This window comes from Streptomyces sp. NPDC058525, from assembly GCF_042719495.1.
Taxonomy (GTDB): Bacteria; Actinomycetota; Actinomycetes; order Streptomycetales; family Streptomycetaceae; genus Streptomyces.
In genome coordinates, this window is the sequence record NZ_JBHXNP010000016.1 from 58769 (window position 1) to 85484 (window position 26716).

At 69.3% G+C, this 26716-nt stretch carries 21 protein-coding genes and 3 pseudogenes; 18 read left to right on the forward strand and 6 right to left on the reverse strand.

Annotated elements, in window-relative coordinates; translation table 11 throughout:
• The first annotated feature begins 51 nt into the window (after positions 1–51).
• The 16 genes and pseudogenes from ACFWP3_RS11170 to ACFWP3_RS11245 all read left to right on the forward strand — a co-directional run.
• Positions 52–1359 carry an acetyl-CoA C-acetyltransferase gene (locus ACFWP3_RS11170; RefSeq protein ID WP_384218773.1) on the forward strand — a complete coding sequence of 436 codons (1308 nt, stop codon included), beginning with the start codon at positions 52–54 and terminating at the stop codon, positions 1357–1359.
• A gap of 56 nt (positions 1360–1415) precedes the next feature.
• Positions 1416–3356 (forward strand): AMP-dependent synthetase/ligase, encoded by a 1941-nt coding sequence (locus ACFWP3_RS11175; RefSeq protein ID WP_384218775.1) that lies wholly within the window; start codon positions 1416–1418, stop codon positions 3354–3356.
• A gap of 157 nt (positions 3357–3513) precedes the next feature.
• Positions 3514–4857: a lipase family protein gene (locus ACFWP3_RS11180; protein WP_384218778.1), complete on the forward strand. Its 1344-nt coding sequence runs from the start codon at positions 3514–3516 to the stop codon at positions 4855–4857.
• A 512-nt stretch (positions 4858–5369) separates the two neighbouring features.
• Positions 5370–6407, forward strand: a complete 1038-nt coding sequence (locus ACFWP3_RS11185; protein WP_384218781.1) for a serine hydrolase domain-containing protein — start codon at positions 5370–5372, stop codon at positions 6405–6407.
• 622 nt (positions 6408–7029) lie between these two features.
• The gene (locus ACFWP3_RS11190) at positions 7030–7395 is read left to right on the forward strand and encodes a DUF6301 family protein (RefSeq protein WP_384218783.1); all 366 of its coding nucleotides are present in this window, start codon (positions 7030–7032) and stop codon (positions 7393–7395) included.
• Positions 7392–7835, forward strand: a complete 444-nt coding sequence (locus tag ACFWP3_RS11195; protein WP_384218786.1) for a hypothetical protein — start codon at positions 7392–7394, stop codon at positions 7833–7835. The genes ACFWP3_RS11190 and ACFWP3_RS11195 overlap by 4 nt, the downstream gene beginning before the upstream one ends.
• Positions 7836–7856: 21 nt before the next feature.
• The gene (locus tag ACFWP3_RS11200) at positions 7857–9350 is read left to right on the forward strand and encodes a hypothetical protein (RefSeq protein ID WP_384218788.1); all 1494 of its coding nucleotides are present in this window, start codon (positions 7857–7859) and stop codon (positions 9348–9350) included.
• Between the two features lie 90 nt (positions 9351–9440).
• On the forward strand, positions 9441–10073 hold the full coding sequence (locus ACFWP3_RS11205; RefSeq protein WP_384218791.1) for a hypothetical protein: 633 nt from the start codon (positions 9441–9443) through the stop codon (positions 10071–10073).
• 644 nt (positions 10074–10717) lie between these two features.
• A complete protein-coding gene (locus tag ACFWP3_RS11210) occupies positions 10718–13558 on the forward strand; it encodes a SpoIIE family protein phosphatase (protein ID WP_384218793.1) in 2841 nt (946 codons plus the stop codon).
• 191 nt (positions 13559–13749) lie between these two features.
• Positions 13750–15024, forward strand: a complete 1275-nt coding sequence (locus ACFWP3_RS11215) for a PucR family transcriptional regulator (RefSeq protein WP_384218795.1) — start codon at positions 13750–13752, stop codon at positions 15022–15024.
• A gap of 211 nt (positions 15025–15235) precedes the next feature.
• A complete protein-coding gene (locus ACFWP3_RS11220) occupies positions 15236–16831 on the forward strand; it encodes a CocE/NonD family hydrolase (protein ID WP_384218798.1) in 1596 nt (531 codons plus the stop codon).
• Positions 16832–17663: 832 nt separating this feature from the next.
• Positions 17664–19430 carry an MMPL family transporter gene (locus tag ACFWP3_RS11225; RefSeq protein WP_384218801.1) on the forward strand — a complete coding sequence of 589 codons (1767 nt, stop codon included), beginning with the start codon at positions 17664–17666 and terminating at the stop codon, positions 19428–19430.
• A gap of 64 nt (positions 19431–19494) precedes the next feature.
• Positions 19495–19958, forward strand: a pseudogene (locus tag ACFWP3_RS11230) (molybdopterin-binding oxidoreductase); the annotation flags it as partial.
• Positions 19959–20088: 130 nt separating this feature from the next.
• Positions 20089–20235, forward strand: coding sequence for a transposase (locus tag ACFWP3_RS11235; protein WP_384218804.1), 147 nt, complete (start codon positions 20089–20091; stop codon positions 20233–20235).
• Between the two features lie 108 nt (positions 20236–20343).
• Entirely contained in the window at positions 20344–21327 is a 984-nt protein-coding gene (locus ACFWP3_RS11240) for an IS3 family transposase (RefSeq protein WP_384218807.1), read from the forward strand.
• A 182-nt stretch (positions 21328–21509) separates the two neighbouring features.
• Positions 21510–22341 (forward strand): annotated as a pseudogene (locus ACFWP3_RS11245) (IS110 family transposase); the annotation flags it as partial.
• A gap of 34 nt (positions 22342–22375) precedes the next feature.
• Here ACFWP3_RS11245 and ACFWP3_RS11250 read toward each other — a convergent pair.
• The 3 genes and pseudogenes from ACFWP3_RS11250 to ACFWP3_RS11260 form a co-directional block, all read right to left on the reverse strand.
• A pseudogene (locus ACFWP3_RS11250) lies at positions 22376–22587 on the reverse strand (ArsR family transcriptional regulator); the annotation flags it as partial.
• Positions 22588–22755: 168 nt separating this feature from the next.
• On the reverse strand, positions 22756–23223 hold the full coding sequence (locus tag ACFWP3_RS11255) for an SRPBCC domain-containing protein (RefSeq protein ID WP_384218809.1): 468 nt from the start codon (positions 23221–23223) through the stop codon (positions 22756–22758).
• Positions 23220–23531, reverse strand: a complete 312-nt coding sequence (locus ACFWP3_RS11260) for an ArsR/SmtB family transcription factor (RefSeq protein ID WP_384218812.1) — start codon at positions 23529–23531, stop codon at positions 23220–23222. Before ACFWP3_RS11260 ends, ACFWP3_RS11255 begins: the two co-directional genes overlap by 4 nt.
• Before the next feature lie 111 nt (positions 23532–23642).
• Here ACFWP3_RS11260 and ACFWP3_RS11265 point away from each other — a divergent pair, with 111 nt between their 5' ends.
• Positions 23643–24059 (forward strand): SRPBCC domain-containing protein, encoded by a 417-nt coding sequence (locus ACFWP3_RS11265; RefSeq protein WP_384218814.1) that lies wholly within the window; start codon positions 23643–23645, stop codon positions 24057–24059.
• A gap of 9 nt (positions 24060–24068) precedes the next feature.
• A complete protein-coding gene (locus ACFWP3_RS11270; RefSeq protein WP_384218817.1) occupies positions 24069–24512 on the forward strand; it encodes an SRPBCC family protein in 444 nt (147 codons plus the stop codon).
• 9 nt (positions 24513–24521) lie between these two features.
• Here ACFWP3_RS11270 and ACFWP3_RS11275 read toward each other — a convergent pair whose 3' ends face one another.
• The 3 genes from ACFWP3_RS11275 to ACFWP3_RS11285 all read right to left on the reverse strand — a co-directional run bounded on the left by ACFWP3_RS11275 (position 24522) and on the right by ACFWP3_RS11285 (position 26713).
• Positions 24522–24851: a TfoX/Sxy family protein gene (locus ACFWP3_RS11275; protein WP_384218819.1), complete on the reverse strand. Its 330-nt coding sequence runs from the start codon at positions 24849–24851 to the stop codon at positions 24522–24524.
• Between the two features lie 75 nt (positions 24852–24926).
• Entirely contained in the window at positions 24927–25910 is a 984-nt protein-coding gene (locus ACFWP3_RS11280) for a radical SAM protein (protein ID WP_384218822.1), read from the reverse strand.
• Complete coding sequence (locus ACFWP3_RS11285; protein ID WP_384218824.1) at positions 25904–26713, reverse strand: phosphate/phosphite/phosphonate ABC transporter substrate-binding protein; 810 nt, start codon at positions 26711–26713, stop codon at positions 25904–25906. Before ACFWP3_RS11285 ends, ACFWP3_RS11280 begins: the two co-directional genes overlap by 7 nt.
• Positions 26714–26716 lie beyond the last annotated feature (3 nt).

Genomic DNA, 26716 nt, shown 5'->3' on the forward strand with positions numbered 1-26716 from the left:
AAATACCCTGTGTGCTGTTCAGCGCCACCCCTTACCCCTCGGAGAGAGACGATGACCCGGACCGTTCGCCGTGTGGCGATCCTCGGCGGCAACCGCATTCCCTTCGCCCGCGCGGGCGGGCCGTACGCGGGCGTCTCCAACCAGGAGATGCTCGGCGCCGCCCTCGACGGCCTGGTGGAACGCTTCGGCCTGGGCGGGGTGCGGCTCGGCGAGTTCGTCGCCGGAGCCGTGCTCAAGCACGCCCGGGACTTCAACCTGGCCCGCGAGACGGTCCTGGGCAGCCGCCTGGACCCGGCCACACCGGCCTACGATCTCCAGCAGGCGTGCGCCACCGGTCTGGAGGCGGTGGCGCTGGCCGCCAACAAGATCGCGCTCGGTCAGACCGAGTGCGCGGTGGCCGGCGGTGTCGACACCACCAGCGACGCCCCGATCGGCCTCAACGACGAACTGCGCAAGGTCCTGCTGAAGGCGCAGTACGCCCCCACCACCGGCCACAAGCTGCGTGCGCTGCTCGGAGGCGTCCGCCCGCGCCACATCGTCCCCGACATCCCGGTCAACTCAGAGCCGCAGACCGGCCTTTCGATGGGCGATCACGCCGCCCTGACGGCCCGGCAGTGGCAGATCAGCCGCGCCGAACAGGACCAGCTCGCCGCCACCAGCCACCAGCGGCTGCACGCCGCCTACGAGCGCGGCTTCTGCGACGACCTCGTCACCCCCTTCAAGGGCCTGCCCCGGGACCACAACCTGCGCCCGGACTCCACGTCGGAGAGACTGGCCCGGCTGAAGCCGGTGTTCGGGACGGACGCCGGACCGGACGCCACCATGACGGCAGGCAATTCGACCCCGCTCTCCGACGGCGCGTCCGTCGTGCTGCTGGCAAGCGAGGACTGGGCGCGCGAGCACGGCCTGGAGCCGCTCGCATACCTGGTGGACACCGAGGTCGCCGCGGTCGACTTCACACGCGGCGAGGACGGCCTGCTGATGGCCCCGGTCTTCGCGGTGCCCCAGCTCTTGGAGCGCAACGGCCTCAAGCTCGGCGACATCGACCGGTACGAGATCCACGAGGCCTTCGCCTCCCAGGTCCTCGCCACGCTCAAGGCCTGGGAGAACGAGGACTTCTGCACCACCCGCCTCGGACTCAGCGGCGCGCTCGGCCGGGTCGACCGTGACCGCCTCAACGTCAACGGCTCCTCGCTCGCCGCCGGCCACCCGTTCGCCGCCACCGGCGGCCGGATCACCGCCACCCTCGCCAAACTCCTCCACGAGCTCTCAGCCGAGACCGGGGAACGCCCTGTGCGCGGCCTGATCTCGATCTGCGCGGCAGGCGGCCAGGGCATCACCGCCCTGCTCGAACGCTGATCCGCCCGCCCCGGCCCCCAACTGCCCCCGCCCGTTCCCTACAGGGAGAGCCGCTCATGCCACTTCCCATCGCCAGAGCCGAACGCGCCGCGCACCTACGGGACCGGGCACCGGTCGAGGTCACCCGCGACGGCAAGCACCACGTCGAGGCCCGCACCCCCTACCTGGTGGCACCGCAGACCGAGGGCAGCCTCGCCGACCTGCCGTTCCGCAACGCCGCCGAAGCGCCCGACGCCGTGGTGATCTCACGCAAGGCCGCCGGAGGCGACTGGCGCGACATCACCGCGGCCGCCTTCGCCACCGAGGTGGCCGCCGTGGCGAAGGGCCTGATCGCGTCGGGGATCGGCCCCGGCGACCGGATCGCCCTGATGAGCCGCACCCGGTACGAGTGGACACTGCTGGACTTCGCAGCCTGGACGGCGGGCGCGGCCATCGTCCCGGTCTACCCAACTGCCTCGCCCGAGCAGGCCGAGTGGATCATCCGGGACTCGGACGCGGCTGCGGTCGTCGCGGAGGATGAGTCATGCGCCACCGTCCTCGCCGAAGCGCTCGAACGCCTCGGCCGGCCCGTCCCTCTGTGGCGGCTCGACCAAGGGGCGGCGGATGGCCTCGCCAAGTGCGGCACGACCGTACCCGACTCCGAGCTGGACCACAGGCGCGCCGCCCTGACCCCGGCGAGCGAGGCCACCCTGATCTACACCTCCGGCACCACCGGCCGCCCCAAAGGCTGCCGGCTGAGCCACGGCAACTTCCTCGACGAGGCAAACAACTGCCAGGCCCTGCTGCAACCCGTATTCGAAGCGGTCTCCGACGAACCCCCGTCCACGCTGCTGTTCCTCCCACTGGCCCACGTCCTCGGCCGGATGATCCAGATAGCCTGCGTACGCGCCCGCATCCGGATCGGCCACAGCCCCTCCCTGAAGCCGGCCGAACTCCGGCCCGACCTGGCCGGCTTCGGCGCATCCTTCCTGGCGGGAGTCCCGTACCTGTTCGAGAAGATCCACCACCTGGGCCGGGTCGAGGCCCAGGCCCGGCGCGCGGCGCGCGTGTACGACAGGGCCGTGGACATCGCCGTCCGCTACGCAATGTACGAACTGACCGCCCTCGCCGGGGAAGGCCCGCGGGCCCCGCTCCGCCTGCGACTGGCCCACCTCCTGTACGACGCGCTGGTCTACCGCAAGGTGCGCCAGGCGATGGGCGGAAAGGTCAGATACGCGATCAGCGGCGGATCCTCCCTCTCCCCCGAACTGCTGCTGTTCTTCGCCGGAGCCGGCGTCCTGATCTACGAGGGCTACGGCCTCACCGAGACCTCCGGCCCCTCCACCGTCAATCCGCCGCTGGCGCCCCGCCCCGGAACCGTCGGCCAGCCCGTTCCGGGTTCATCCGTACGGATCGCCGACGACGGCGAGGTGCTGCTCAGCGGCTGCCAGGTCTTCGGCGGCTACCTCGACGCGGACACCCCTGACGGCACACCCGCAGTGCGCGACGGATGGTTCGCCACCGGCGACCTCGGCCGCCTGGACGCGGACGGCTACCTCACCATCACCGGCCGCAAGAAGGAGATCCTCGTCACCAGCGGCGGAAAGAACGTCAGCCCGGCCCCACTGGAGGACCGGCTGCGCGCCCACCCGCTCGTGAGCCAGTGCATGCTCGTGGGTGACGGCCGCTCGTACGTCGCGGCCCTGGTCACGCTGGACCCCGAGGCCGTCGAGCAGCACCTCGCCCATCTGCCGCACGGGGGCGAGGAACAGGCCTCCGGCAGCACGGACATCGCCGTCGACAGCGCGATACCGGTACACGCCACCGTGATCGACGAGATCCGAACGGCCGTCGGCAAGGCCAACGAGTCGGTCTCCCGGGCCGAGTCGATCCGACGGGTGCGGATCGTGGCCGGCGACTTCACCGAGGAACGCGGCCTGCTCACCCCGTCCCTCAAGATCAAACGGGCGGCCATCTCCCACACATACCAGGAGGACATCGACCTGCTCTACGGCTGACCCTCAACCGAATCAGCGACGACTGCTCAGGAGGGCGCTGCGGCGCCTGCGCTTCCAGGCCCGAACTCTGCTCGGAGACCCCTATGCACGGTGACGTTACCTCCGGTAACTTACCGACAAGTAAGGGAAGTTGTCCTGTTTCACACACGGGGGAATCATGAACCGGAGAACCGTCGGCCTGCTGGCCACCGCAGTCGCTGCCACCCTCACCGCCGGCACAGCGTCGGCGGCCACGGCCGCGCCCGTCACACGCACACAGACGGAAACCCGGGTGCCCGACCCGTTCTACCGCTACGACGGCAGCAAGCCGCTGTCCTCGTACCAACCGGGTGACGTGCTGAAAACGCGGACGCTGGACTACCACGTCCTCGGCATCCCCACGCCAGTGAAAGCCATCCAGCTGCTCTACCGCTCGACCGACGCCCAGGGCCGGCCCTCGGCCAACGTGACGACGGTCGTCCGTAGTCACCGGGGCGATGGCAGCAGGGCCGTGTCGTACCAGTCGTTCTACGACTCGCTCGATCCGGAGGACGGCCCCTCCCGAGCCATCGCCGGTGATGTCTCCCTCGGCGGCCTCATCGCCAACGCCGAGTCTCTCATCATGGCGCCGTTGCTGCTCAAAGGCTACAACCTCGTCATCCCGGACACCCAGGGCCAGTCCGCCGAGTTCGCGGCGGGCCCGGGCTACGGAACGAACACCCTGGACTCGATCCGGGCAAGCACCCGCGCCGAGGAGACCGGCCTGCACGGTGCTACGGAGTTCGGCCTGCTCGGATATTCCGGCGGGGCCATCGCCACCAACTGGGCGGCGGCCCTGGCCCCTGCGTACGCGCCCGAGGTGAACAGGCAGCTCGTCGGCTTCGCCGAGGCCGGACTTCTCGTCGCGCCGGCCCACAACCTGAAGTACCTCGACGGAGCCCTGGTCTGGAACGGCGTCATCCCCATGGCCGTCATCGGCGTCAGCCGTGCCTACGACATAGACATCAAGCCCTACCTCAGCGAGAAGGGCCTCAAGGTCTACGACGAGCTCGAACACGGCTCGATCATCGACGCGCTGGGCCACTATCCCGGGATGACCTGGAAGGACCTGGTGAAGCCTCAGTACAAGGACCCGAACTCCATTCCTGCCTTCGTCGAGGCGGTCAACAAGGTCAACCTCGGCCAGGCCGCCACCCCGACCGTCCCGGGATTCATCGCGCAGGGGAACGCGGGCCCGCTCGAGGGAACGTTCAACAGCCCGCCGGGCATCGGCACGGGTGACGGCGTCATGGTCGCCGGCGACGTACGGGCACTGGCCCGCCAGTACTGCGCCACCGGCAACACGTCGATCAGGTACGAGCAGTACAACCTGCTCAGCCACATCGGCGCCATGCCGTATTGGGCACCGCGTGCAATGGACTGGCTGGACGACCGCTTCGCGGGCAAGACCTCCCCCACAAGTTGCGGCAAGATCCCCGCGGGCAACTCACTGGCGCCGGAGAAGCCGACCGTCACGAACTGACCTGCCGGACAGCCGCAGTGCGGCTCCGCCGCTCGCGGAACTGCCTGCGGTTCAGCAGTGATTGGCCTGGGCCTGCCTCAGAAGCCGTTTCGAGTGTGGTGCGCCAGAAACCCTGATGGATATTACTACCTTGTTGCTATGTCGTATTCGGGCCCCTCCGCTGTGGAGATCACGCAGTCCGCGGCCGGGATAGCCGAGTTGGCGCTCCGGACTAAAATGCCGGACCGGCGCTCGACTGCACTCCGGCCGGGCTGAGGAGGTCACCCCAAAGCCTCAGCCCCAAGATCCCACCACGACCGTTCGAGGCGATGCTACATCTGCCACCTCGCCCTGCATTGCATTCATAGACAATCCTTCCTTAAAGAGCAGCCGAACAGCGGACCAAGGAGATTTCAATGACTATTTCTTTATTCACTCGCAAGGCAGGAGCGGCCCTGGCCGTGGCGGTCGCGCTCACGGTCACGGCTGCCGGGCAAGTTCACGGTGCGTCGACCCAGACTGCCGACCAAGTGATGCAGAATGGACTCAATGCGGCAGTCACTGCCGGGTACCCGGGTGCCACCGCGCTGCTCCGCAAGGACGGAGCGAGCCAGTACCTGACAGCGGGTGTCGGCGACCGGGCCAACCGGACGCCGACGGACCCGAAGGCACAGGTGCGCATCGGGAGCAACACCAAGCCGTTCATCGGCGCCGTCACCATGATGTTGGCCGATCAGGGCTCGCTGTCGCTCGACGACACGGTGGACCGGTGGCTGCCGGGCGTGGTGACCGGGAACGGCAACGACGGCAAGAAGATCAAGATCCGCCAGCTGCTGAACCACACCTCAGGTGTGCCCGAATACCTCGACAGGGTCTACGCGGACGCGTACAACAACCCGAACAAGCCATTTCCGCCTGCGCAGTTGGTGCAGCTGGCCATGCAGCGAGCACCGCTGTTCACGCCCGGTACGAGTGTCAAGTACAGCAACACCAACTTCATCCTGCTCGGGATGATCATCAAGTCGGTGACGGGCAACGAGCCGGCTGCCGAGGTGAAGACCCGCCTCATCGACCGACTGGGCCTCACCGGCACGAGTTACCCCACGTCGGATCCGAAGCTTTACGGCAACCACGTCCGGGGGTACGCCGTTCCCCTCTACTACTGGGGCGAGCGCCCCTACGTCGACGTCACCACCCTGAACGTCCAGTTCTCCGGTGCGGCCGGCGCGATGGTGTCCACCCTGGACGACTTGGCGGCTCTCCACGAAGCGCTGCTCGACGGCACCCTGCTCTCCGCGGCGATGACGGATCAGCTCAAGACCCTCGTCCCGTACCCCGGCCAGTCCAACATGTCCTTCGGGCTCGCCCACGAAGTGGTGAACGGCCCGGGCACCTGCGGCAAGGTCTGGACAAAGGGCGGCGCCATCTACGGCTACTACACCGCCATCCTCACGCGTGAGGACGGCGCCCAGGCCGCCGTCGCCACCAACCAGTACAACATGGCCGGCCCTGCAGGGGCCGGAGTGGCCAACCTGACCAACGCCGCCATCGACGCCCTCTGCGCTCTCTGACGGTCTTCCCGCACGCTTGACCCCGCATGGTCCTCGACCGTTCGAGACGGCCCGTCGAATGCACCTCGTCCGACGGGCCGTCTCGCGTCACGCGACGGCCCACCCCGAAGTACACGGGGACACGACGGCCACAGGCCCTGGCGAAGCGAGGTCAATCGCTCATGGATACGGCCCGGGACAAGACCAGCACCAGGCCGCCCGCCACGACGTCGACGAAACCATCAAACGCGCCGAACAGATCAATGAACAACGAATCCGCCGAGCCAGTGCAACCCTCACTGACCTGGAAACTGCCTTCCTCGCCGGGGCGCGGCCGGGTCTTCGGGGACTGCTCGGACGGTGCCGTGCAGGTGGCTCATCTGGTGCTGATCCGGGCGGAACGGCGGTGTGTCATGATCGGCAAAGTATCCGTCTTGTGCGGGGTGGCCGCGTGGAGGGTGAGGAGGACAGGGGTCGGGCGGTGAAGGCGCCGCGCCTCTGGGAGCGTATGACGCAATGGCGTGCGTTGAGTGATGCCAGGGTTGTTGAACTTGCGGGACAGTTGCGGTCGTTGGACTGTACGTGGGAGTTGGGGGCTACGCCGAGTGCGAGGCGGTCGACGCAGTTCACTCGTCGGGCGCTGATGATCTGGCCGCGCTGGGACCTGCTCGACACCGGGTTCGAGAGGGCCGGCCGCGCCTCGTCCCGTCGCGGGAGAGTGCAGGACGAGAAGATGGTTGAGCGGGTTCGGCTGCGCCTGACCGACTACGCGGGGCAATGGGCCCAGACCCTGGACGCGTTCGCGAGGATGGCCGCCGCGCTGCGCACGTCGTTGGGCGAACCGACGGACCGCAAGCCGGGCACCGATGCTGCGATCCACTGGGCCGGTGCCGACACCACCTTGGTCCTCGAGCGCGCGGGAGGCTCGGTGTACCTGGAGCTGGTGACCAACAAACGGCTGTCCCTCGACGAAGAGCTTCGGCAGATGGACGAGGAGGGGCTGCTGTGACCAGGTGGGAGGGGTTCAGTGAAGGGCTCGCCGAACAGCTGGCCTCGCTGACCGCCGGATCGGTGCTGATCATCAGCGAGGGCGGGCAGACGGGCAGGTACGCGCAGTTCCTGCAGAGTGACGAAACGGTGGAGGCCGAACTGGTCGGCGATCACTATCTCGACCCTGCACTGCGCGCTGGAGAGGCGGGCTGCCGGCTGATCGCCGAGGCGGGCTGGCGGGCACCCCAGGACACCGTCTATGGCCACAACTGGCGGACCGAGCTGCCCTGGCCGTCGCCTTCGGACGCCTACCGCAAGCTGGCCGGGATGACGGTGACCGGTCTGCGCGACGGCCTGCGGATCACCGGTCCGCAGGTCCTGGTCTACGAAGCGTGGGACGGGCGCAGGGGCAATCGCCCTCTTGCCCTGCCTCTGCTGGGGCTCACCCCGAAGGGCTGACGAAGGGCGGCGAGCGGCGGTATGTCTGCACAGGAGGCGAGAGCACAACGACTGGCCCGGCTTGCCGCACAGGTCGACTGGTCGAAGGTGCGCGATCCTTACACCGGCGAGCAGTATGGGCCCGAGGTGTTGGCAGGGCTCTGGGCGCCCGACCGCATCACGGCCGACAGGACCTGCACGCATCTGTACTACGCGGCCAACGGCGACGGCAGTTCGGTGCGGGTGGCGGCCGCCGAGATGCTGCCGTTTCTCGTCGAGGCAGCCCGGGATCCGGCGGTGACGGCGCGTTCCGAGATCCTGCGGACGATCGCCGACATTGCGCGGACGGGCAACACCGCCCCGACCGCGAAGGTCGACCGGATCCTCGAAGGCAAGTGGCGGCCCACCGTCGACCCGGCGTGGCCGGCCGCCTGGGAGCGAGCCACCGACGGGTTGCTGCCGCTGCTCGACGACGACGACTTCAACATCCGTATCCGCGCGGTCGACGCCCTCGCGCAATCCGCCGCCCACGCGGACACCCTGATCCCCCGCTTCCTCTCGCGCTTCGACAACGAGCCGGACCGATGGCTGGCGGCGCGCCTCGTGCTGGCCGTCGGAGAGCTCGCCCGCCACGCCGCCCACCGACGCGAAGAAGCACTCGCGTGGCTGCGGCACCGCATGACCGTCGGAGGGAAGGGAGAGGAACCCGACATCGACCAGGACATCGACGCCTGGATCGCATGGGATGAAGAAATCCGCCACGACGTCCGACTCGAAGCCGTAGAGGCTCTACGCCGCACCCTGCCCGACCACGCCGATCCCCTGTACGCCCGCGTCACCACCGACGCACTGCTCGTCTCCTCAACCACATCGGCCTACCCACCCGTGGAGTACTACTCCCCTCAGGTCGACGTCATCACCGAAGCCGACCAGCGGCTCGGAGCCGACCTCCCCGGACGGCTCGCCCTCGCGCACGCGCTGCTGCGCCACGACGGACCCACAGAGCGCGAGGGCGGCCTCAGGATCGCCGCGAGCCTGATCTCCCGATGGCGCTCCGCCGTACCCGCACTCCTGCCGACTGTGGCCGAATGCGTGGACGACGCACGTCTGGAGAACCGTCTCTTCGCCCTGCGGGTTCTTGCCATGTGCGGAGCAGCCGCACGGCCCTGGGCCGACCTCGTCGCAGCGCATCTCACCGCGGCCGGCGAACCCCACGAACTCGCCCGGGAGCACGCCATCTGGGCACTGAGCCGGATGGGCGACGCGCGCTGCGTGCCATCCCTCGCCGAGCTGCTCGTCGCCCACGGCGAATTCTCGTACCGCCCCACCGGTACGATCGACCGCAGCTGGAACCGCAGCGACCTCAGCCTCACCGAGGCTCTCGCCCCCCTTCGCCGCGCACGCCGACGTACTCCTCGACCCGATGCTTGCCCGGATCAGGGGGACGGCGAACCGCTGGCATCCGTACTATTCGGTCCTGAGCCAATGGCATCAGGACGGAGGCCAGGTCGTCCCGCGACTGATCGAACTCCTTGATGACGACGATACGTTGATGGTGGCCGTGCACGCCCTGCTCCGGATGGACAGCGGTGCCTCGCCGCCCACCGCGAACGGCTACGCGAACGATTGAGAAACCTGATCAACGGGCTCGACGGGGACCTCGCCTGCATCAGCCCCTTCGAGTACCACGTCCTCACCGGAGACAACGAGCCTCTACACACTCTGCTGCGCTCGCCCGACAACAGCAGCTTCCCCGAACCGAGCATTCAGCTCACCGCGCCCACCCTGCTCCGCGCCTGCGTCACGCTCGGCGGCTCTTTCGGGGCGTCTGCGGCGGACCGGCTGCGGGGGATGTTCCACGCGGCGCTGAGCGGGAAGCCGGAATTCTGGTCCGATGCGCCGCGGGACGCCGTGGATCGGGCCCGGGCACTGTGGCGGGTCACCGGGGACCCAGAAGAAGTCCTCTCGGAGCTGCTGGAGTTGACGGCGCGCAGCGCGCTCGAGGTCTATCAGACCCCGGGAAGCGTCGAGGCCCTTGTGCTGCTCGCCGAGATCGCCGCCACTCATCCCCCCATCGCGGAACGCGTCGCGCAGCAACTGCATGCCACCGCCAGGGAACGGATCAAGCACGAGAACCGCTTCGACGCGATGAAGATCGTCCAGAGCCTGTGGCGGCTCACCTCAAACCCTCAGCAGGTCGCCCCGGCCCTGATCGATCTCGTCCGAATCTGCCCACCACCCGGCAGCGCCGAGATGTAGGGGAGCTGCTGCCCGTTTTCGGTCGGCAGCGCGGCGCCGCCGGCGTTGAGGTCGATCGACCAGGTCACCGGCTCGCCCTCGCCCAGTGCCAGGACGTCGGCGATCAGTTTGAGCAGTGCTCTCGTCGTTGGCGACTCGCCGCGACAGTCTCCGCTCGCCGTGGGTGTCGATCACCACGCAGTGTTGCTCGGCGGGCCCGCCTTGCCCGCATCCGTACCAGCCCACGGTTCGGGCTCGGCCACCTCCGAAGTCGTTCCGGTATCGGGCCCAGCAGACGACCTCGCCGGCGTGCCCTTACCAAGCAATCATGTTGCGCGCATCCGAATGAGTGGGCGAGTCGTCGCGGGATGACTGACCTGGTGGCGCTGCTGCCCGAGCTGGTTCTGCGTGACGACGAGCGCTTCACCGCACTGCCGGCCGACCTGCCCTCGGTACCCTCGGTGGTCGCCACCGAGGTCGGCGCATCACACCGGCGCGAGGCGAGCATCCGAGCACCCACTCGTCCTCACTGTCCGTGTTCAGGTCATATCGCTAGAATGGGGAGATCCCTGGGGATGGAGACCGAGGTGAACGCCAGGCGAGGCCGCAGGGTGAGAGCCCATCTGGGTACGGTACGGGGCGAGAGGCTGAGCATGCTCGCGTCCGTGGACGAGGACCAAGGGGATACCGACGTCCTGCTCAACGCCCTCCATCACCTGATGGCCGAGCTCGGAGCCTGGGGCGGCATGGCCCACATGCCGGTGGCGGGAAATCGCCGGCCCGGGATGCGTCTGGTCGCGAGCAGCGGGCTCCCCGGCGCTTTCACGCGGGCGTGGGAGACGATCTCGTACAGTGGTACGGCGGCTCCGTCTCGCGTGGTGCGGGAGGGCAGCGGATTCGTTTGGCTGCCCACCCTCGACGCTCCCGAGCAGCTGCTCGGGAAGCCGCCGGTCACCATCGAACCCTGTGGCCTCCCGGCTGGCTCGGGTATCGCGGCCGTGGCGCTCCCCGGACCGCAGGGACCGCTCGGCGCGCTGTCCCTGATCACCCCGCCGTCCGGTGAGCCCTGCCCCGAGGACCGGGCGTTCATGGAGGACGTGGCCAGGTGGGCGGGGGGACGGCTGCGTCTGGCCGTGCCCAGGCCGGAGGGGCTTTCCCCGGCGCTTCTGACCTCGTCCGACGTACCGGAACGGCAGGCGCGCGGGGAAACACGGGGCGGGGCCTGGGAGTGGGACCTCGACAGCGGGGTTTTCACCGTCGACCCGGCCTTCACCACCGCACTCGGTATCAACTGGATCGGCACCGGCCTCGTCGAGCGCTGGGCCGATCTCATCCACCCCGACGACCAGCCGTACGTGGTGCACGGGGCGGAGGTGGCGATCCTCAGCCACGGGCTTTTCGACGCCGAGTACCGGATGGCCTCCGCAGACGGCGCCTATGTCTGGATCCGGGCCCTGGGCCAGGTGGACCCGGACGCGGAGGGGCAGGCCGTTCGGTTGAAGGGCACATTGCAGGACACCACCGAGGCGCATGCCGCCCTGGAGCCGTTGGGGCGCGCGCTGCGTCACATGACCGACGGCTTCCTGTCCGTCGGCAGCGACTGGCGGATCGAGTTCGTCAACGTCGCCGCCGCGCACCTGCTCGGCTCCTCGTCGAGCCTTGGCGGCAGAGTGCTGTGGGACCTGCCTGCCATCCAGGGTGTCCCACGGTTGGAGGAGCGATGCCGCGAGGCCGTCCTCACGGGCAGTCCGACCGGATTCGACGTGCCCGGCACGGACAGCGACCGCTGGTACCACGTGCGGTTGGTCCCTGTACCGGGCGGGCTCACCCTCTACTGCACGGACATCACCGAACGGCGTCTACGCGAAGCCGAGCGGACGGACGCGGAACGGACGGCAGCGGACCGGGCCGCGCTGGTGGGCGCGCTCACCCGGTCCCTCTCCGAGGCCCTCAGCGTCCACGACGTCGTCACTGCGGTGACAGGCTGCCTGATGCCGCACTTCGGGGCGGACGGCCTGCTCATCGTGACGGTGGACAACGACCGCCTGCGGGTGGTCGGCTCGAAGGGCTACTCCCGGGCATTCCTGGACCAGTTCGACGGACTACCGTTCACGGTCGCCAGCGCGCACCCCGGCGCGGAAGCGCTGCTACGCCGCTCCCCGTCCTTCATCGAATCGCCGGACGAGTACAGCCTCCGGTACCCGCAGGCAGCCGCGTTCGCAGCCCATACCGGGAAGATGGCGAAGGCCTTTCTGCCGCTAATCGCCTCGGGCCGGGTGGGGGTCTGCGTCGTCTCCTACGCACGGCCGCACACGTTCAGCAAGGAGGAACGCAGCCTGCTCGAAGAGCTCAGCGGCCTGATCGCACAGGCCCTGGAACGGGCGAGTCTGTACGACGCAGCCACCGAGCGCGCCCGGGAACTGCAACGCGCGCTACTGCCTAGGGAGTTGCCGTCCGTCGCCGCCGTCGCCGCCGCCGCACGCTACCTTCCGGCCGGGCACGGGGCCGAGGTCGGCGGGGACTGGTACGACGTCATCCCCCTGTCCGCCGAACGCGTGGCCCTCGTCGTCGGCGACGTCATGGGCCACGGCATGGCCGAGGCCGCGACGATGGGCCGACTGCGCACGGCCGTGCGGACGCTCTCCGACCTCGAACTGCCGCCCGACGAGATCCTCGGCCGGCTCAACGACATCGTCGCGGACCTGGGGGAGGACTCGTTGGCGACCTGCCTGTACGGCGTTTTCGACCCGGTCGACCACGAATTCACTTTTGTCAGCGCCGGCCATCCGTCACCGGCGATCGTCGCGCCCGACGGCACCGTCACCTTCCCCCTCATCGCAGCGAACCCGCCGCTCGGTGTGGCGGCTCCGCCGTTCGATACCACGACGTCAAAACTGCCGGACGGCAGCCTGGTCGTCCTCTACACCGATGGGCTGGTGGAGGCCTCTAACCGGGACATCGACGTCGGCCTGTCACACCTCGCGCGAACCCTGGCCGCGGCCTTCCACGACGGCCGCGCCCGCGAGCCGGAGGCCCTGTGTGACTCGGTGCTGTCGGCCCTGTCCCCTGCCTCGCCGGGCCCAGGGAACGACGACGCCGTCCTGCTCATCGCCCGCATCCGACACCTCGCGCCGGAGGCCGTCGCCAACTGGTCGCTGCCAGAGGACCCGAAGGCTGCCGGGCAAGCCCGTGACCACGTCCGTGAACAGCTCGAAGCCTGGGGCCTGGAGGACCTGACCATGACGACCGAACTGATCGTCAGCGAACTGGTCGGTAATGTCGTCCGACACGCCAAAGGCCCCATCAGGCTGCGACTTCTCCGCAGCCGCAGCCTGATCTGCGAGGTCACGGACGGGAGCCTCACCACGCCGCACATCCGGCACGCCTCCGACACGGACGAGGGCGGCCGCGGGCTCCAGCTCGTCGCCGCCATGGCGCACCGCTGGGGCACCCGCTACACGCCGCACGGCAAGTGCATCTGGGCCGAACAGCCCCTCTCCACCTGAGCCGGCGACCTCGGCCACGATGCCTTGGCCCCCGGGTACCTACCGTCGATGTCCCCAGTCGCCCGGAGCGCGACGCCGGACACCGCCGATCTCTGAGGACGGGCAGTGCCCTGGCACCGCTGTGATCGTTTATCGCTTTGACCGGACTTCATATCTGCCACTGAACGCATACCGCCTGCCACAGTGATTCTGTGACTGATCTCAAACTCGCGGATATCTCCTTCGGTGGAATCCCTGTGCACCGGCAGCTCTCGGCGCACTCCCGCGACCTTGCCAGGCGCGTGGTGGACGAACTCGCGGGCCAGTTGCCCGCCTACAGCGCGCTGCCGTCGGAGGAACTGCGCAACGAGATCACCCGGGTGGCGTACCAATGCATCCAGGGCTTCGCCGAGGTGCTGCGCACCGGGGAGCTGCCGGGGCGTGAGCAGCTCGCCCTCATCCGGGAGTCGGCGGCTCACCGTGCCGAGGAGGGGCTGGTTCTCGACTCGGTGATCAGTGCCTACCATCTGGGCGCGCAGGTGGTGCTCGATACGTTGTCGCCGATGGTGGGGCCGAAGGACGTCCAGGGCATCCTCACGCTGAACCGCGTGCTGATGCAGTACCTCCAGAGAGTCACGGCGGCGGGCGTGGGGGGGTACTTCCAGGAGCGGCAGGCAGCGTTCGGCGTCGAGCACTTCGCGCAGCAGGCGCTGCTGGACGCGCTGCTGGCGGGTTCGCCCACACAGGAAGCGGCCGACCGAGCCGGTATCCGCTTGCCAGCGCGGTTCGTGGTGCTGAGCCTGTCTGTGGGCGCGCATCTGGAAGAGCGGACTCCGGGCGTGGACCCGGTGGTCGCCGGGCGCCGCAAACTGCGGCGGCTACGGATGGAGCTGGAGCGCCACGTGCCGGGTACGGTGCTGTCGGCGTTGTCCGTGGACGGTGGTCTGGCGCTGCTGCCGGTTCCGAGCGGGCCGGCCGGTGAGCGTGCCACGGCGTCGGCGGGTGACGTGCCGGAGGCTGTGGCGGACTGGGCGGACGGTGTCCTCGGGCACATGACCCGGGGCTCCGGCGCTGCGATCACCGCGGGCATCGTGATCGCAGCGCCGGACGGGGTGCGCGACGGGGCACGGCTGGCCGGCGAGGTCCGCAAGGTCGCCCAAGCGTCGGGCCGCCCGCCGGGACTGTACCGGCTGGCGGACGTGCTGCTGGAGTACCAGCTGACCCGTCCCGGGCCCGCACTGACGCAGCTCTCCTCGCTTCTCGCACCGCTGGCCGGGAAGCCGGAGCTGTTGGAGACGCTCAGGGCCTACCTGTCCGGCGGCATGGACCGGCGCTCCACCGCGGAGCGGCTGAGCGTCCACCCCAACACCCTGGACTACCGGCTGCGGCGGATCACCGCTCTGACGGGCCTCGACGCGACCCGGCCGGCTGATCTGGCACGGGTGCACGCAGCCCTCACGGCGTACGACGCCCACGAGAACTTGTGACGGGTCACAAACTCGTTCGCAAATTTCTGATGGAGAAGCCAAATAGATATTGGCTGGTTCTGGCCCATCCTTGAGCCACGACTTACCTGCCGGTAACCAATGGTTCAAGCGCGGGTGACGAAGCGAGAACCCGTCGGCGTCCGGCCCGGCGGGCGTACTTCCGCGCGTGCCGATTCCCGCCTGCCCACGGCACCGAGCCAGGAGCCGCGTCATGAGCCGCACCACCCCCACCCCCCGTTTCCGCTCCCGCAGATCCCGCATCGCCGTCGCCGCGTCGGCCGCCGTCGTGACGGGAATCGGGGTTGGTCCCACGCCCACCGCCCGGGCGGCCGAAGCCCCGACAGCCGCCACGGCCTCCCAGACTCTTCCCACCACGACGCGTTTCGTCCACATCGCCGGCCACGAGGGTGTGAAACTCGCCGCGAACGTCGTCGCCCCCAGCGACACCAGCCGCGACCACCCCGTCATCGTGCTGCCCACGAGTTGGGCGATGCCGCAGATCGAGTACATCGCGCAGGCGAAGAAGCTGGCCGAGAAGGGCTACGTCGTCGTCTCGTACAACGTCCGCGGCTTCTGGCAGTCCGAGGGTGAGATCGAGGTGGCCGGCCCCAAGGACATCGCCGACGCCCGCAAGGTGATCGACTGGGCCCTGGCCAACACCGCCGCGGACCCCGAGCTGATCGGCATGGCCGGCATCTCCTACGGCGCGGGCATCAGCCTGCTGACGGCCGCCCAGGACGACCGTGTCGACGCCGTGTCCGCGATGAGCGGCTGGGCGGACCTCATCGAGTCCCTGTACAAGGGCGAGACGCAGCACACGCAGGCCGCCGCGATCCTCGCGAGCCTGGGCTACGCGACAGGCAGGCCCAGCGCGGAGGCCGCCGAGAAGATGGAGATCATGCTCAGCGGGAAGACGGACCGCATCGGCGAGGTCATCCCCTGGGCCGAGCAGCGCTCCGCCGCACGCCAGGTGGACGCGCTCAACGCCAACGACACCGCGGTCATGCTGGCCAACGCCTGGGGCGACTCGTTCTTCGCCCCGAACCAGTACACGTCCTTCTACGAGAAGCTGAACGGCCCCAAGCGCCTGGAACTGCGCCCCGGCGACCACGCCACCGCAGAGGGCCTCGGCCTGTTCGGGCTGCCCAACGACGTCTGGGACAACACCTACCGCTGGTTCGACCACCACCTGAAGGGCGTCGGCAACGGCATAGACGCCGAGCAGCCCGTCCAGCTGAAGTCGCGTTCCGGCGGCGCCCACGAGGGCTACCCCAGCTGGGGCGCCGTCCCGAGCCGCACGAAGAACATCCGGTTCACGGACGACGAGGACATCCTCCCCAGCGTGGGGTCCGGCGCGAACGCCGGCATCTCCTTCCTCTCCAGCATGCTGGACCAGTTCGCCCAGTCCTCCCCGAAGGTCTCCGTCCCGCTGCTGCCCAGCACCCGCGCGGCCGTCTGGCAAACCGAGCGCTACGACACCGTCCAGCAGGTGCGCGGCACCCCCACGGTGCGGACGACCGTCACCAGCAACCGGTCCAGCGGGACAACGGTCGCCTATCTCTACAGCGTCAACGCGCTCGGTATCGGCGAGCTGATCACCCACGGCCCACTGAGCTTCCACGGCAAGACGCCGGGGCAACCCTTCACCCTGGACCTCGAGATGTTCTCCACCGCCTACGACGTTCCCGCCGGCCACCGGCTCGCCCTCGTCATCGACGGTGTCGACACCCTCTACAACCACTACAACACCGCCCTCCAGACGATCGACTTCGCAGGCGGCGCGGAACTGAACGTCCCCCTCCGCTGACCCGGGCCGGCTCCACCGGCACCTGATGGCTGCCTGCCCTGCGCTCCCCGCTCGAGGACGCAGTGGCGGCCGTCGGTGTGGAGAAGCGGAGGGCGCGCCGGGCAGCCGTAGTGGCGCGTGCCGATGGCCGCAGCGAGGTACCGTGGACCTTTGGCGTTCGCCGGGCCGGATACGCCCAGCACGAAAGCACCGGCCAGAAGCCCGGCCGACGCCGCCCCGGCAACCGGCCGGCGCGTGCACAGGGATGCGGTCATCACACTCACCCCCTCCAACTTCTCGATCGGTTGCGTTTCGCGGCCCCTCACTGCAGGAGCCTCATGTGGTCGATTCGAAACGGACCGCCTGGCGGATTGCGCGAGCATCCCGAAAGGCTCTGCGGCCGTTCAGGTGACATCCGCAGCGAGAACCCATCCCGGCCCTGCTCCCGTACCGAATCGCACCGAGGGCAGCAGTCCCGAGGTGTCCACTTTCCACGGCCGGGCGGAGCCCGCCGGGCGGCGCCGGAGGCACTAGCGGAGAGGTACGTCTTCGTGCGGAGGTTCAATCGGGCAGGGTCACTCGCCGTGCTCGGGCTGTGGCTGGTCCTGGCCTTCGCCGCCGGCCCCTACATGGTCCGTCTTGGCGAAGTGGCGAAGACCGGTCAGGACGTGCAACTCCCGGCAGCGACAGAGTCCGCCCAGGTAGACCAGCTGCTCAACCCCACCGGCGCGGATCAGCCGCTACCCCTCGCCGTGATCTGGACCCTCGTATCGAGAGCGAGCAGATCACCCGGCGCCAAATCGAGGCAGCACGTCAAGTCACCGCCCGCCTGGCCGGTGCCGGCCCCGCTGGGGTGCCGGTTCCCGCGCCGGACGGCCGAGCCATGGTCTTGCTGATCACCGCCGGTCCCGCAGGCCTGCCCGCCCAGCTCACCGCCATCCGTGATGCGGCGGCATCGGTCGGCGGCACGATCGTGCACCTGGCAGGGCCCGCCGCTGCGCAGGCCGACCTCGACGGCGCCTTTGCGAAGACCGACGGCACTCTGCTGGCCGTCACCCTCGGCGGCATCCTGCTGATCCTGCTGCTGGTCTACCGCAGTCTGCTGATGCCCCTGCTGGTGATGGCCTGCGCGCTGCTTGCCCTGGCAGCAGCGTGCGCCGCGCTGTACGCACTGGCCTGGTCGGGCCGCCTGCCGATCGACGGTCAGAGCCAGGGCATCGTGTTCGTCCTGACCGTCGGGGCGAGCACCGACTACGCCCTCCTCCTGACAGCCCGCTACCGAGAAGAACTCGCCGAACAGCCCGACACCGCGCGGGCGATGGCGGCCGCGTACCGGGCCACGGCCCCGCCGGTGCTGGCCAGCGCCGCGACCATCGCCTGCGCGATGGTGACACTGGTATTCAGCGCTCTGCCCTCCGAACGGGCTCTGGGACCGGCGGTAGTGATCGCCATGGTCTGCTGCGCCACCGTGTCGCTGACGTTCCTGCCGGCCGTCCTGACTCTGTGCGGCTGGCACACGTGGCGGCCCCCCGCCGGAGCCCTGGCGGGAGGCGGGCCGGCTTGGTCTGCGCGTGCGATCGAGCACCGTCCGCGCCGGGTGTGGATCGGCTGCCTCATCCTGCTCGCCGCGGGAGCGGCTTGTGCGCCGCTGCTCACTCAGACTGGTGTACCGCTGCACCAGGCCCTGCCGGCCCAGGCTCCCTCCGTTGTCGGGCAGAGCGTCCTCGCACGCCACTTTCCGGCCGGCGCCGCGAGCCCCCTGGTCATCGTCGCTCCCGCCCGGACCGCCGAGGTCCGCAGCCGGATCGCCGCAACGCCCGGCGTAGCGATCACAGCCGTCCCGCCGTCCGGGCCTGGCAGCCGGGAGCAGATCCTGGCGACGCTGACGGACACCCCGGACAGCGCACAGGCCCGGCTCGCCGTCTTTCGGCTGGGCGCCTCACTGGCCGGGACCGGGGCGCTGGTCGGCGGGCAGAGCGCACAGCTCGCCGATCTGCATCAGGCATCCGTAAGCGGCCACAGGTTGATCATGCCCTTGGTGCTGGCGGTGGTGCTGGCCGTTCTGATCGTCCTGCTGCGCTGCCTGCTCCTACCTCTGCTGCTCGTGGCGGCCGCATGGGTCAGCCTGCTCACCGCGTTCGGCTCCGCCGCACTTGTCTTCCAGGTGATTCTCGGCAGCACCGCCACCGAGCCAGCCGTGGTGCTGTTCTCCTTCGTCTTCCTCGTCGCGCTCGGTGTGGACTACAACATCTTCCTCGTCCACCGGATCCGCAGCGACGCAGTCGAGCAGGGTACTGCGGCCGGGGTGCGGCGAGGGCTGGAGACCACCAGCGGCGTCATCAGCGCCGCCGGGATCATCCTTGCCGCCACCTTCGCCGCACTCGGCGTGATGCCCCTGCTCTACCTGGCTCAGATCGGCTGCATCGTCGCGATCGGAGTCCTGGTCGACACCCTCCTCGTGCGACTCTTCCTCGTCCCGGCGCTCATTCTCGACCTCGGACACCGCACCTGGTGGCCCGCACTCCTCCCCGGTGACGAAGTTCGTGTCGATGACGCTGTGAGCCCCGCCCCGGCAGCCGGTGACCCCGGCCGGCCGGCGGCATCCACTCCCGTGCCCTAGGCACGAGGGGAGAGCGGGTCACCCATTCGGGTGCGGGAACAATCCGCCGGGCGGGTGCTGCCGAATGCCGGGTGTGAGTAGCTTTCGCAGCATCCTTTCCCGCGCCGCGCTGGGCGCGTCGGCCGGACTTCTGGCCGCGTTCACGGCGCTCGCCGTGGCCGAGCTGGTCGCCGGACTGGTGCGGCCCGCCGCCGGACCCGTGACGTGGTGGGCGGCGCGGTCATCGACCGGACTCCGGCCGGTGTGAAGGACTTCGCGATCCGCATGTTCGGGGAGAACGACAAGATCGTCCTGCAGCTCGGGATTCTCGTCCTCCTCGGGCTCATCGCCATCGGCTTGGGCGTGCTCAGCCTGCGTCATCGGCGAGCCGGCGCCGCCGGGGTGCTGCTGTTCGGGATCGTCGGCGCCGCCGCGGCCCTGAGCCGGCCCGACACGACCGGCATCGGTGACGCGCTGCCTTCGATCGCCGGAGCGGTCGCGGGGGTGTTCACCCTCTACCTCCTGGCGTCGAAAACCGCCCCTGCACCCACGGGCGGCATGAGGTTCCCCCGAGATACGGGGATGAGTGACAGGGGGTCAGATGGGTCTCATGAGAGGAGCCCAGACGATGCCTGCCCCGAGGAAGTACCCGCTGGAGTTGCGTGAGCGTGCGGTTCGGATGTACCGGACCGCCGAGCCGAAGCCCGTGATCCGCCGCATGGCCGAGGAACTCGGCGTGCACCACGAGGCTCTGCGCAACTGGATCCGTCAGGCCGAGGGCCGATGCCGGCGAGCGAGGCGACATCCTCACTACCGTCGAGCGTGAGGAGCTGGCCGCTCTGCGGAGAGAGAATGCCCAGCTCAAGCGGGCGAACGAGGTCCTGCGGACGGCCTCGGCCTTTTTCGCGGCCCAGCTCGACCCGACCCGGCGCAGGTGAGAGCGCTCATCGACGAGCACCCGCACCCGGGGGTCGAGCCCGTACTCCGGGAACCTTCCCTCCCCTCCTCCACCTATTACCGCTGGCGCCTGGCCGAGAAGGAGCCGTGCGAGCGACGCCGCCAGGACGCCGAGCTCACAGGGAAGATCCGGCAGGTCCACGCCGACTCCGGCGGGATCTACGGCTCACCCCGCGTGCACGCCGTCCTCCAGCGTGAAGGCGTCCACGTCGGCCGCAAACGCGTCGAACGGCTCATGCGCCAGGCCGGCCTGGCCGGGATCAGTCCCCGGCGGGGCAAGGGCTTCACCCGACGTGACCAGGACGCCGATCTGGCCCCTGACCTGGTACAACGCGACTTCACCGCGAACCTGCCGAACCGGCTGCGGGTCACCGACCTGACCATGATCGCGACCGAGGAGGGCCCGCTGTGGCTGTCCGCGATCCGCGACGCGTTCTCCCGCCGGGTAGTGGCCTGGGAAACCTCCGCCCGCGCGGACGTCGACCTGGTCCTGACCACGCTGGCGTATGCCCTGGCCAGCCGCGAAGTCGCCCCCGGTGAGCTCATTCACCATGCCGACCACGGCTGTCAATACACGTCCGCGAAGCTCACAACACGCCTGGTCAGGGCCGGTATCCAGGCGTCCATGGGCTCGGTCGGCGACTCGTTTGACAACGCCCTCGCGGAGAACCTGTGGATGGTCGTCAAGACCGAGTGCATCCGCGGCCGCGTCTTCGCCACCAGGGCAGAAGCGAACCTCGCGCTCTTCGAGTACATCGACGGCTTCTACAACCCCCGTCGCATCCAGAAACGACTCGGCTACCTCAGCCCGATCGAGTACGGGGAGAAGCACTACGCCAGCCAGGCAGCGACCGAGCAAGTGAACCTGAAACCACGTCAACCCGCCCTGACCAGCTGGTCAGCCCCCCTTACCTTCTTGGTGGCCCCGCAATGGGGCGCCCGGCCTCCGGAGTTGGCATGACTTTCTCCCCCTGTCGATCGCATGTCTTGGGGGGTGGTGTCACCGGCTCCGGAGGCATCGATAGACCGCTGATCAGGGGCATGACCACCCGCCTTTCCGCAGGTCGGGAGGCTCTTCGTAATGTGGATGTGGCGATCGGTGCCGTGGGACGGCCGGGCGACGGGGACGACCGAAGGACGCACGTGATCGACATCAGTGGCATCGGCGCTTTCCTCGGCCTGGACGTCGGCAAAGGCGAACACCACGCCACCGCCGTCACCCCGGCCGGGAAGAAGGCCTTCGATAAACGGCTGCCCAACAGCGAACCCAAGCTCCGCAAGGTCTTCGGGAAACTGCAGGCCAAGCACGGAACCGTGCTCGTGGTCGTCGACCAGCCGGCCTCCATCGGCGCTCTGCCGCTGGCGGTGGCCCGGGACATGGGCTGCCCCATGGCCTATCTGCCGGGGCTGACGATGCGGCGGATCGCCGATCTCTATCCCGGTGAGGCCAAGACCGATGCCCGCGACGCCTTCGTCATCGCCGACGCCGCCCGCGTCATGCCGCACACGCTCCGCTCGGTCGGCCTCGAAGACGAGACCATCGTCGAGCTGGAGATGATCGTCGGGTTCGACGACGATCTGGCCGGCGAAGCGACGAGGATCAGTAACCGACTGCGGGGCCGGCTCACTCAGATCCACCCGTCGCTGGAACGGGTGCTGGGCCCGCGAGTGCAGCACCCGGCGGTGCTCAGGCTCCTCGACCAGTTCGGTTCCCCCGCACAGATCCGCAAGGCCGGACGGCGGCGGCTCGTGACCTTGATACGGCCGAAAGCGCCGCGGATGGCCGAGCGGCTGGTCGAGGACATCTTCACCGCGCTGGACGAGCAGACCGTCGTCGTCCCGGGCACGGACACGGCCGCGCTGATCGTCCCGAGCCTCGCCGGCTCCCTCCAGGCCGTGCTTGACCAGCGGAAACTTCGCCGCGAGTATCGAGGAGCTGCTGGCCAACCACCCTCCTTCCAAGGTCCTGACGTCCAGGAGACGGCCACCGGTACGGCCTCTTCGGTGCGGGTGTCCGTGATGCCCAGGCACAGGTGCTCTACGTGGTAGAGGGCCTGATCGAGGAGCCCGGCGACGTGGTTGTCGTGGAGGGCGTAGACGACCGAGCGCCCTGGCGTGTGCCGGTGGCCAAGCCGAGGTTGCGCAGCAGCCGGAGCTGATGGGAGCAGGCGGACTGCTCCATACCCACGGAGTCGGCGAGTTCGGTGGCTGCTCCGTGGCCCACGCTCCCAGGGTGAGCACGGACCGTCCCACTGCACGAATGTCAGCTCTCAGCGATTGCGCGAGAAGGTGACCCCGGGGGCGTACTGCACATGGAGGGAGCCCCCGTGGCAGAAGGCGTCGCCGATACGCGGGCCTGGCGGGAGCGACCGCTGGCCCGCTGGGGCGGTCAGCCCGCCGGTTGCTGCATCCAGGCGTCCGGGCCGGGGTCGCCGCCCTCGGCGCGGGCCGCGAGGCGGGCGACATAGTGCTGCCAGCCCTCCGCGTGGGCCGCACAGGCCTCGGGGGACGGCAGGCCGCTGTGGACCAGACGGAGCAGGGTGCCGCCTGCGGTGGGTTCGAGGGTGATCTCCACGGTGGTGGAGCCGGCCGGCACGGGCATACCGCCCTCCTCCCACCCCCAGGTGAACACGAGCCGCTTGGGCGGGTCGACGGTCAGGAAGCGGCCGGAGGCGATGTTCTCGCCGGTGACCCGCGTGCGGTACGCGCCGCCGGGCTCGAAGGAGAACGTACCGTCGGCGCCCATCCAGGACAGCCACTTCTCGCGGTCGGTGAAGAAGCCGAAGACGGTTTCCGGGCGGGCCGCGATGTGCCGTTCGAGGGTGACGGTGTCTGTGGGGGTCGCGGGGGTCGTCATGAGGGGTTCTCGCTCCGTTCGGCCTCTTCGGCGAGCCGGGCCAGGGTGTCGAGCTTGGCGCTCCACATGCTCTGCAGGTACTCCGCGAGCGGGCCCAGCGCCTCCCGGTCAGCCCGGTAGAAGCGCTTGGTCCCGTCCTTCCGCAGGGTAACCAGGCCGGTGTCCCGCAGCACCTTCAGATGCTGGGAGACGGCCCCGAAGGTGACCTCGAACCGGGCCGCGATGTCGCCCGCGGACAGCTCGTCTTCCCAGATCAGCCGCAGGATCTCGCGCCGTCTGGGCTCGGCGATGACCTGTACCGCGTCCATGCACCGAATTTTAGTCCACGCTGCAGTTTGCCAACCCGGCGAGTCTTATTTTAGTCTCGACTTAAGTAAGCCCCACGGGTAACCCCCACGCCGCATCACTAGGAGCAAGTCATGACCGAGATCACCTACGAGACCGACATCGCCGCCGACCGGGCCCGCGTCCTGGAAGCGCTGAACACGCACGACGGCCTCACCGGCTGGTGGACCAACGACGTCAACCGCAAGGACGAGGTCCTGTACTTCAACTTCCCCGGCGTCCCCGAGCCCTTCCAGCTCCGCCGCGACCAGGCCGACGAGGACCGCGTCGTCTGGGTGAACGTCGGCGCCTTCCCGCCCCACTGGGCCGGCACCACCATCACCTGGACCCTGACCGGCACCCCCGACGGCACCCGCGTGGCGTTCTCACACTCCGGCTTCCGGGAGGACGAGGCCGAGATCCCGATGATCAGCGAGACCTGGGGCCTGCTCATGACCCGTCTGAAGGACTACGCCGAGACCGGCGAGCCGAGTCCCTTCTTCAGCGTCTGAGAGCCCGCGATGAAGGTCGACGTACTCACCGAAGCCGTGATCGCCGCCCCGTGCGATCAGGTCGCCGCCTACGCGGCCGACCCTTCCCACGCGCCCGACTGGTACGCCAACATCACCTCCGTCGACTGGCGGACCCCGCCGCCGGTCGCGGTCGGCTCCCGGGTCGCGTTCGTCGCCCGCTTCCTCGGCCGGCGGCTCGCCTACACCTACCAGATCACCGCGTACGAGCCAGGGCGCCTGCTCGTGATGCGGACGGAGCAGGGCCCCTTCCCCATGGAGACCACCTACACCTGGGAGCCCTACGGCCAGGGCTCGGACCACACCCGCATGACACTCCGCAACCGGGGCGAGCCCCGCGGCTTCGCCGCACTCGGTGCACACGCCATGGCGGCGGCCATGCGCCGCGCGCAGCACAAGGACCTGGCGGCGCTCAAGGCGCTGCTGGAGCAGTGAGTACGGTCGTCACTTGGGCGGCAGGGTACCGGCGAAGGTCAGGGCCGCCGTGATCCAGTACTCCAGGACGGAATCCTCGGCGAGGCCGGAACCGCCGACCGTCACCCAGCCGCGCATCGGGCGGCCGGTGAAGTCCATGGGGCGGGCCTCGGGGCGGGCAAGGGCCCGCTCGCTCTGGTCCGGACCCACGCGGGCGATGAGCTCGTCGCCGACCACGCCCACGGTCATGTTGCCGTCGAGCAGGAAGGAGAGGCCGCCGAACATCCGCTTCTCGGTGAGGCCGGGCCGCTCGCCGAGCTGCTCCCGGATCCGCTCGGCCAGCCCTTCGTCGTACGTCATGGGATCCACTCTCCTGCGGGGGCCGGTCGAGCGCGCGGCAGACACGGGGCAGGAAGAACGGTGTGCCGCGGTCATTCAGGCGCAGGGGAAGGTGCGGGCGGCGGCTTCGGCTTTGAGCCTGTAGCTGCGGAACGTCGCTTGGACGAGGTCGATCGCGGCGTTGAGGGGGAGGATGTGGCGGGTGACGAGTTGTTCGTCGTTGTCGGCTGTCACGGGGTGCCAGTACACGCCGTCGGCGGTGATGGTGACCTCGGGTACGAGTGTTTCCATGGTGAACTCCAGGCCCTCGTCGGCGGCGCCTTCGTGGGCGAGGGGGCGGACGACCTGGTGTTCGCGGGGGATGCCGAGGGTGTCGAAGAAGGCGCGCAGCTCTTGCTCTTCGTGCCGGTCGTCGGTGGTGAGGGTGGCGGCCACCCGCACGGTGAAGCCTTCGGCGTGTGCGGTGCGGATGCCGGCGACGGCTTTGGTCCAGGTGCCGGCGCCCCGGTGGGAGTCGTGGAGTTCGGGGGTTGCGGAGTCGAGGCTGATCTGCAGGGTGAGCCGGTCGCGGGGCATGGCTTGGAGGATCTGGAGGCGGTGTCCGCGAAAGAGCATGCCGTTGGTGAGGAGTGTGGTGGGCAGGGCGGCGGTGCAGGCGGTGACGATCTCATCGAGGTCGGGGAGGAGGAAGGGTTCCCCGCCGGTGAGGAGGATTTCTCTGACCCCGGCCGCGGGGGCGGCTTGCGCGATCTGACGGATCTTGTCCAGGCCGAGGGCGCGCCGGTCGGTCTGGGGGGAGGAGCGGGCGCAGCAGTAGTCGCAGGCGAGGTTGCAGTCGAAGTTGGTGTAGAGCCACAGCCGGGCGCCGGGGCGGCGGTCGGCGGGCAGGGCGGCGATCGGGTCCGGCGGGCGTCCCCTGCGGACCGTGACGCCGGCCTCATCCGCCGTGATGAGGGTGTTGCCCGTGCGATCACACCATGCGGCGGCGAGTGCCGCGTCGTGGGGTGAGGTGAGCGGGAGCGTGATGGTGTCGCCTTCCGCGGTGGCGGAGAGCTTCTCGACGAGGTCGAGGATCACCATCGGGATGCGATCTCCTGTTCTGCGACCGCTTGGAAGAGGTCGGTGTAGCCGTCTAGCTGGGGGCGTACCCAGCGGTGCAAACCTTCCAGTTCCAGGATGCGCCGGTGCTCGGGGTTGTTCCAGTCCATGTCCAGGAGGTGATTGGTCCAGGCGTCGGCCCGGTCTTCGTCGAGAGTGTCGAGGGCTGTGAAGTTGCAGTGGCAGTAGGTGGGGCTGGTCCAGAACGATTCCAGGGCGTCGGGCATCAGCTCGTCCCGGCCGATGGATTCCCAGGTGTTGATGCCGATGGCGGCGGCGTCGGCGTCGCCGTCGAGGACGGCGCGGATGGCGTCGAGTTCGCTGCGGCCGGTGTCGCCGTGCTTACCCAGGTCGCTGTCGATGCGCAGGAGCTCGACGTCGCCGTCGGTGATGCCTTCGCGGCGCAGGTAGTGCAGGGGGAGGATGGCGGCCTGTGCGGAGTCTCGGCTGCCCAGCGCCAGCCGGCGGCCCTTGAGGTCTTCGGGGCCGCGAAGGCCGGCTCCGGCGCGGCAGACGAGATGGCTGCGGAAGGTCAGGTCGGTGTCACGCATCGCGAGTGCGCGGGCGCGGTGGCCGGTCTGCAGGACGGTGCGGACCCAGGCCAGGTTGGTGTTCCAGGCGATGTCGATGGTCCCGGCGAGCAGCGCGTCGACCTGACGGGCGTAGTTGGAGAACAGGACGAAGTCCATCTCGACGGGGCCGGTGCGGTAGTAGTCGCGGATGCCCTCCCAGATGGGCACGACGTTGGGGGTGTAGGCCACGGCGCCCACCACCAGCGGTTCCATAGC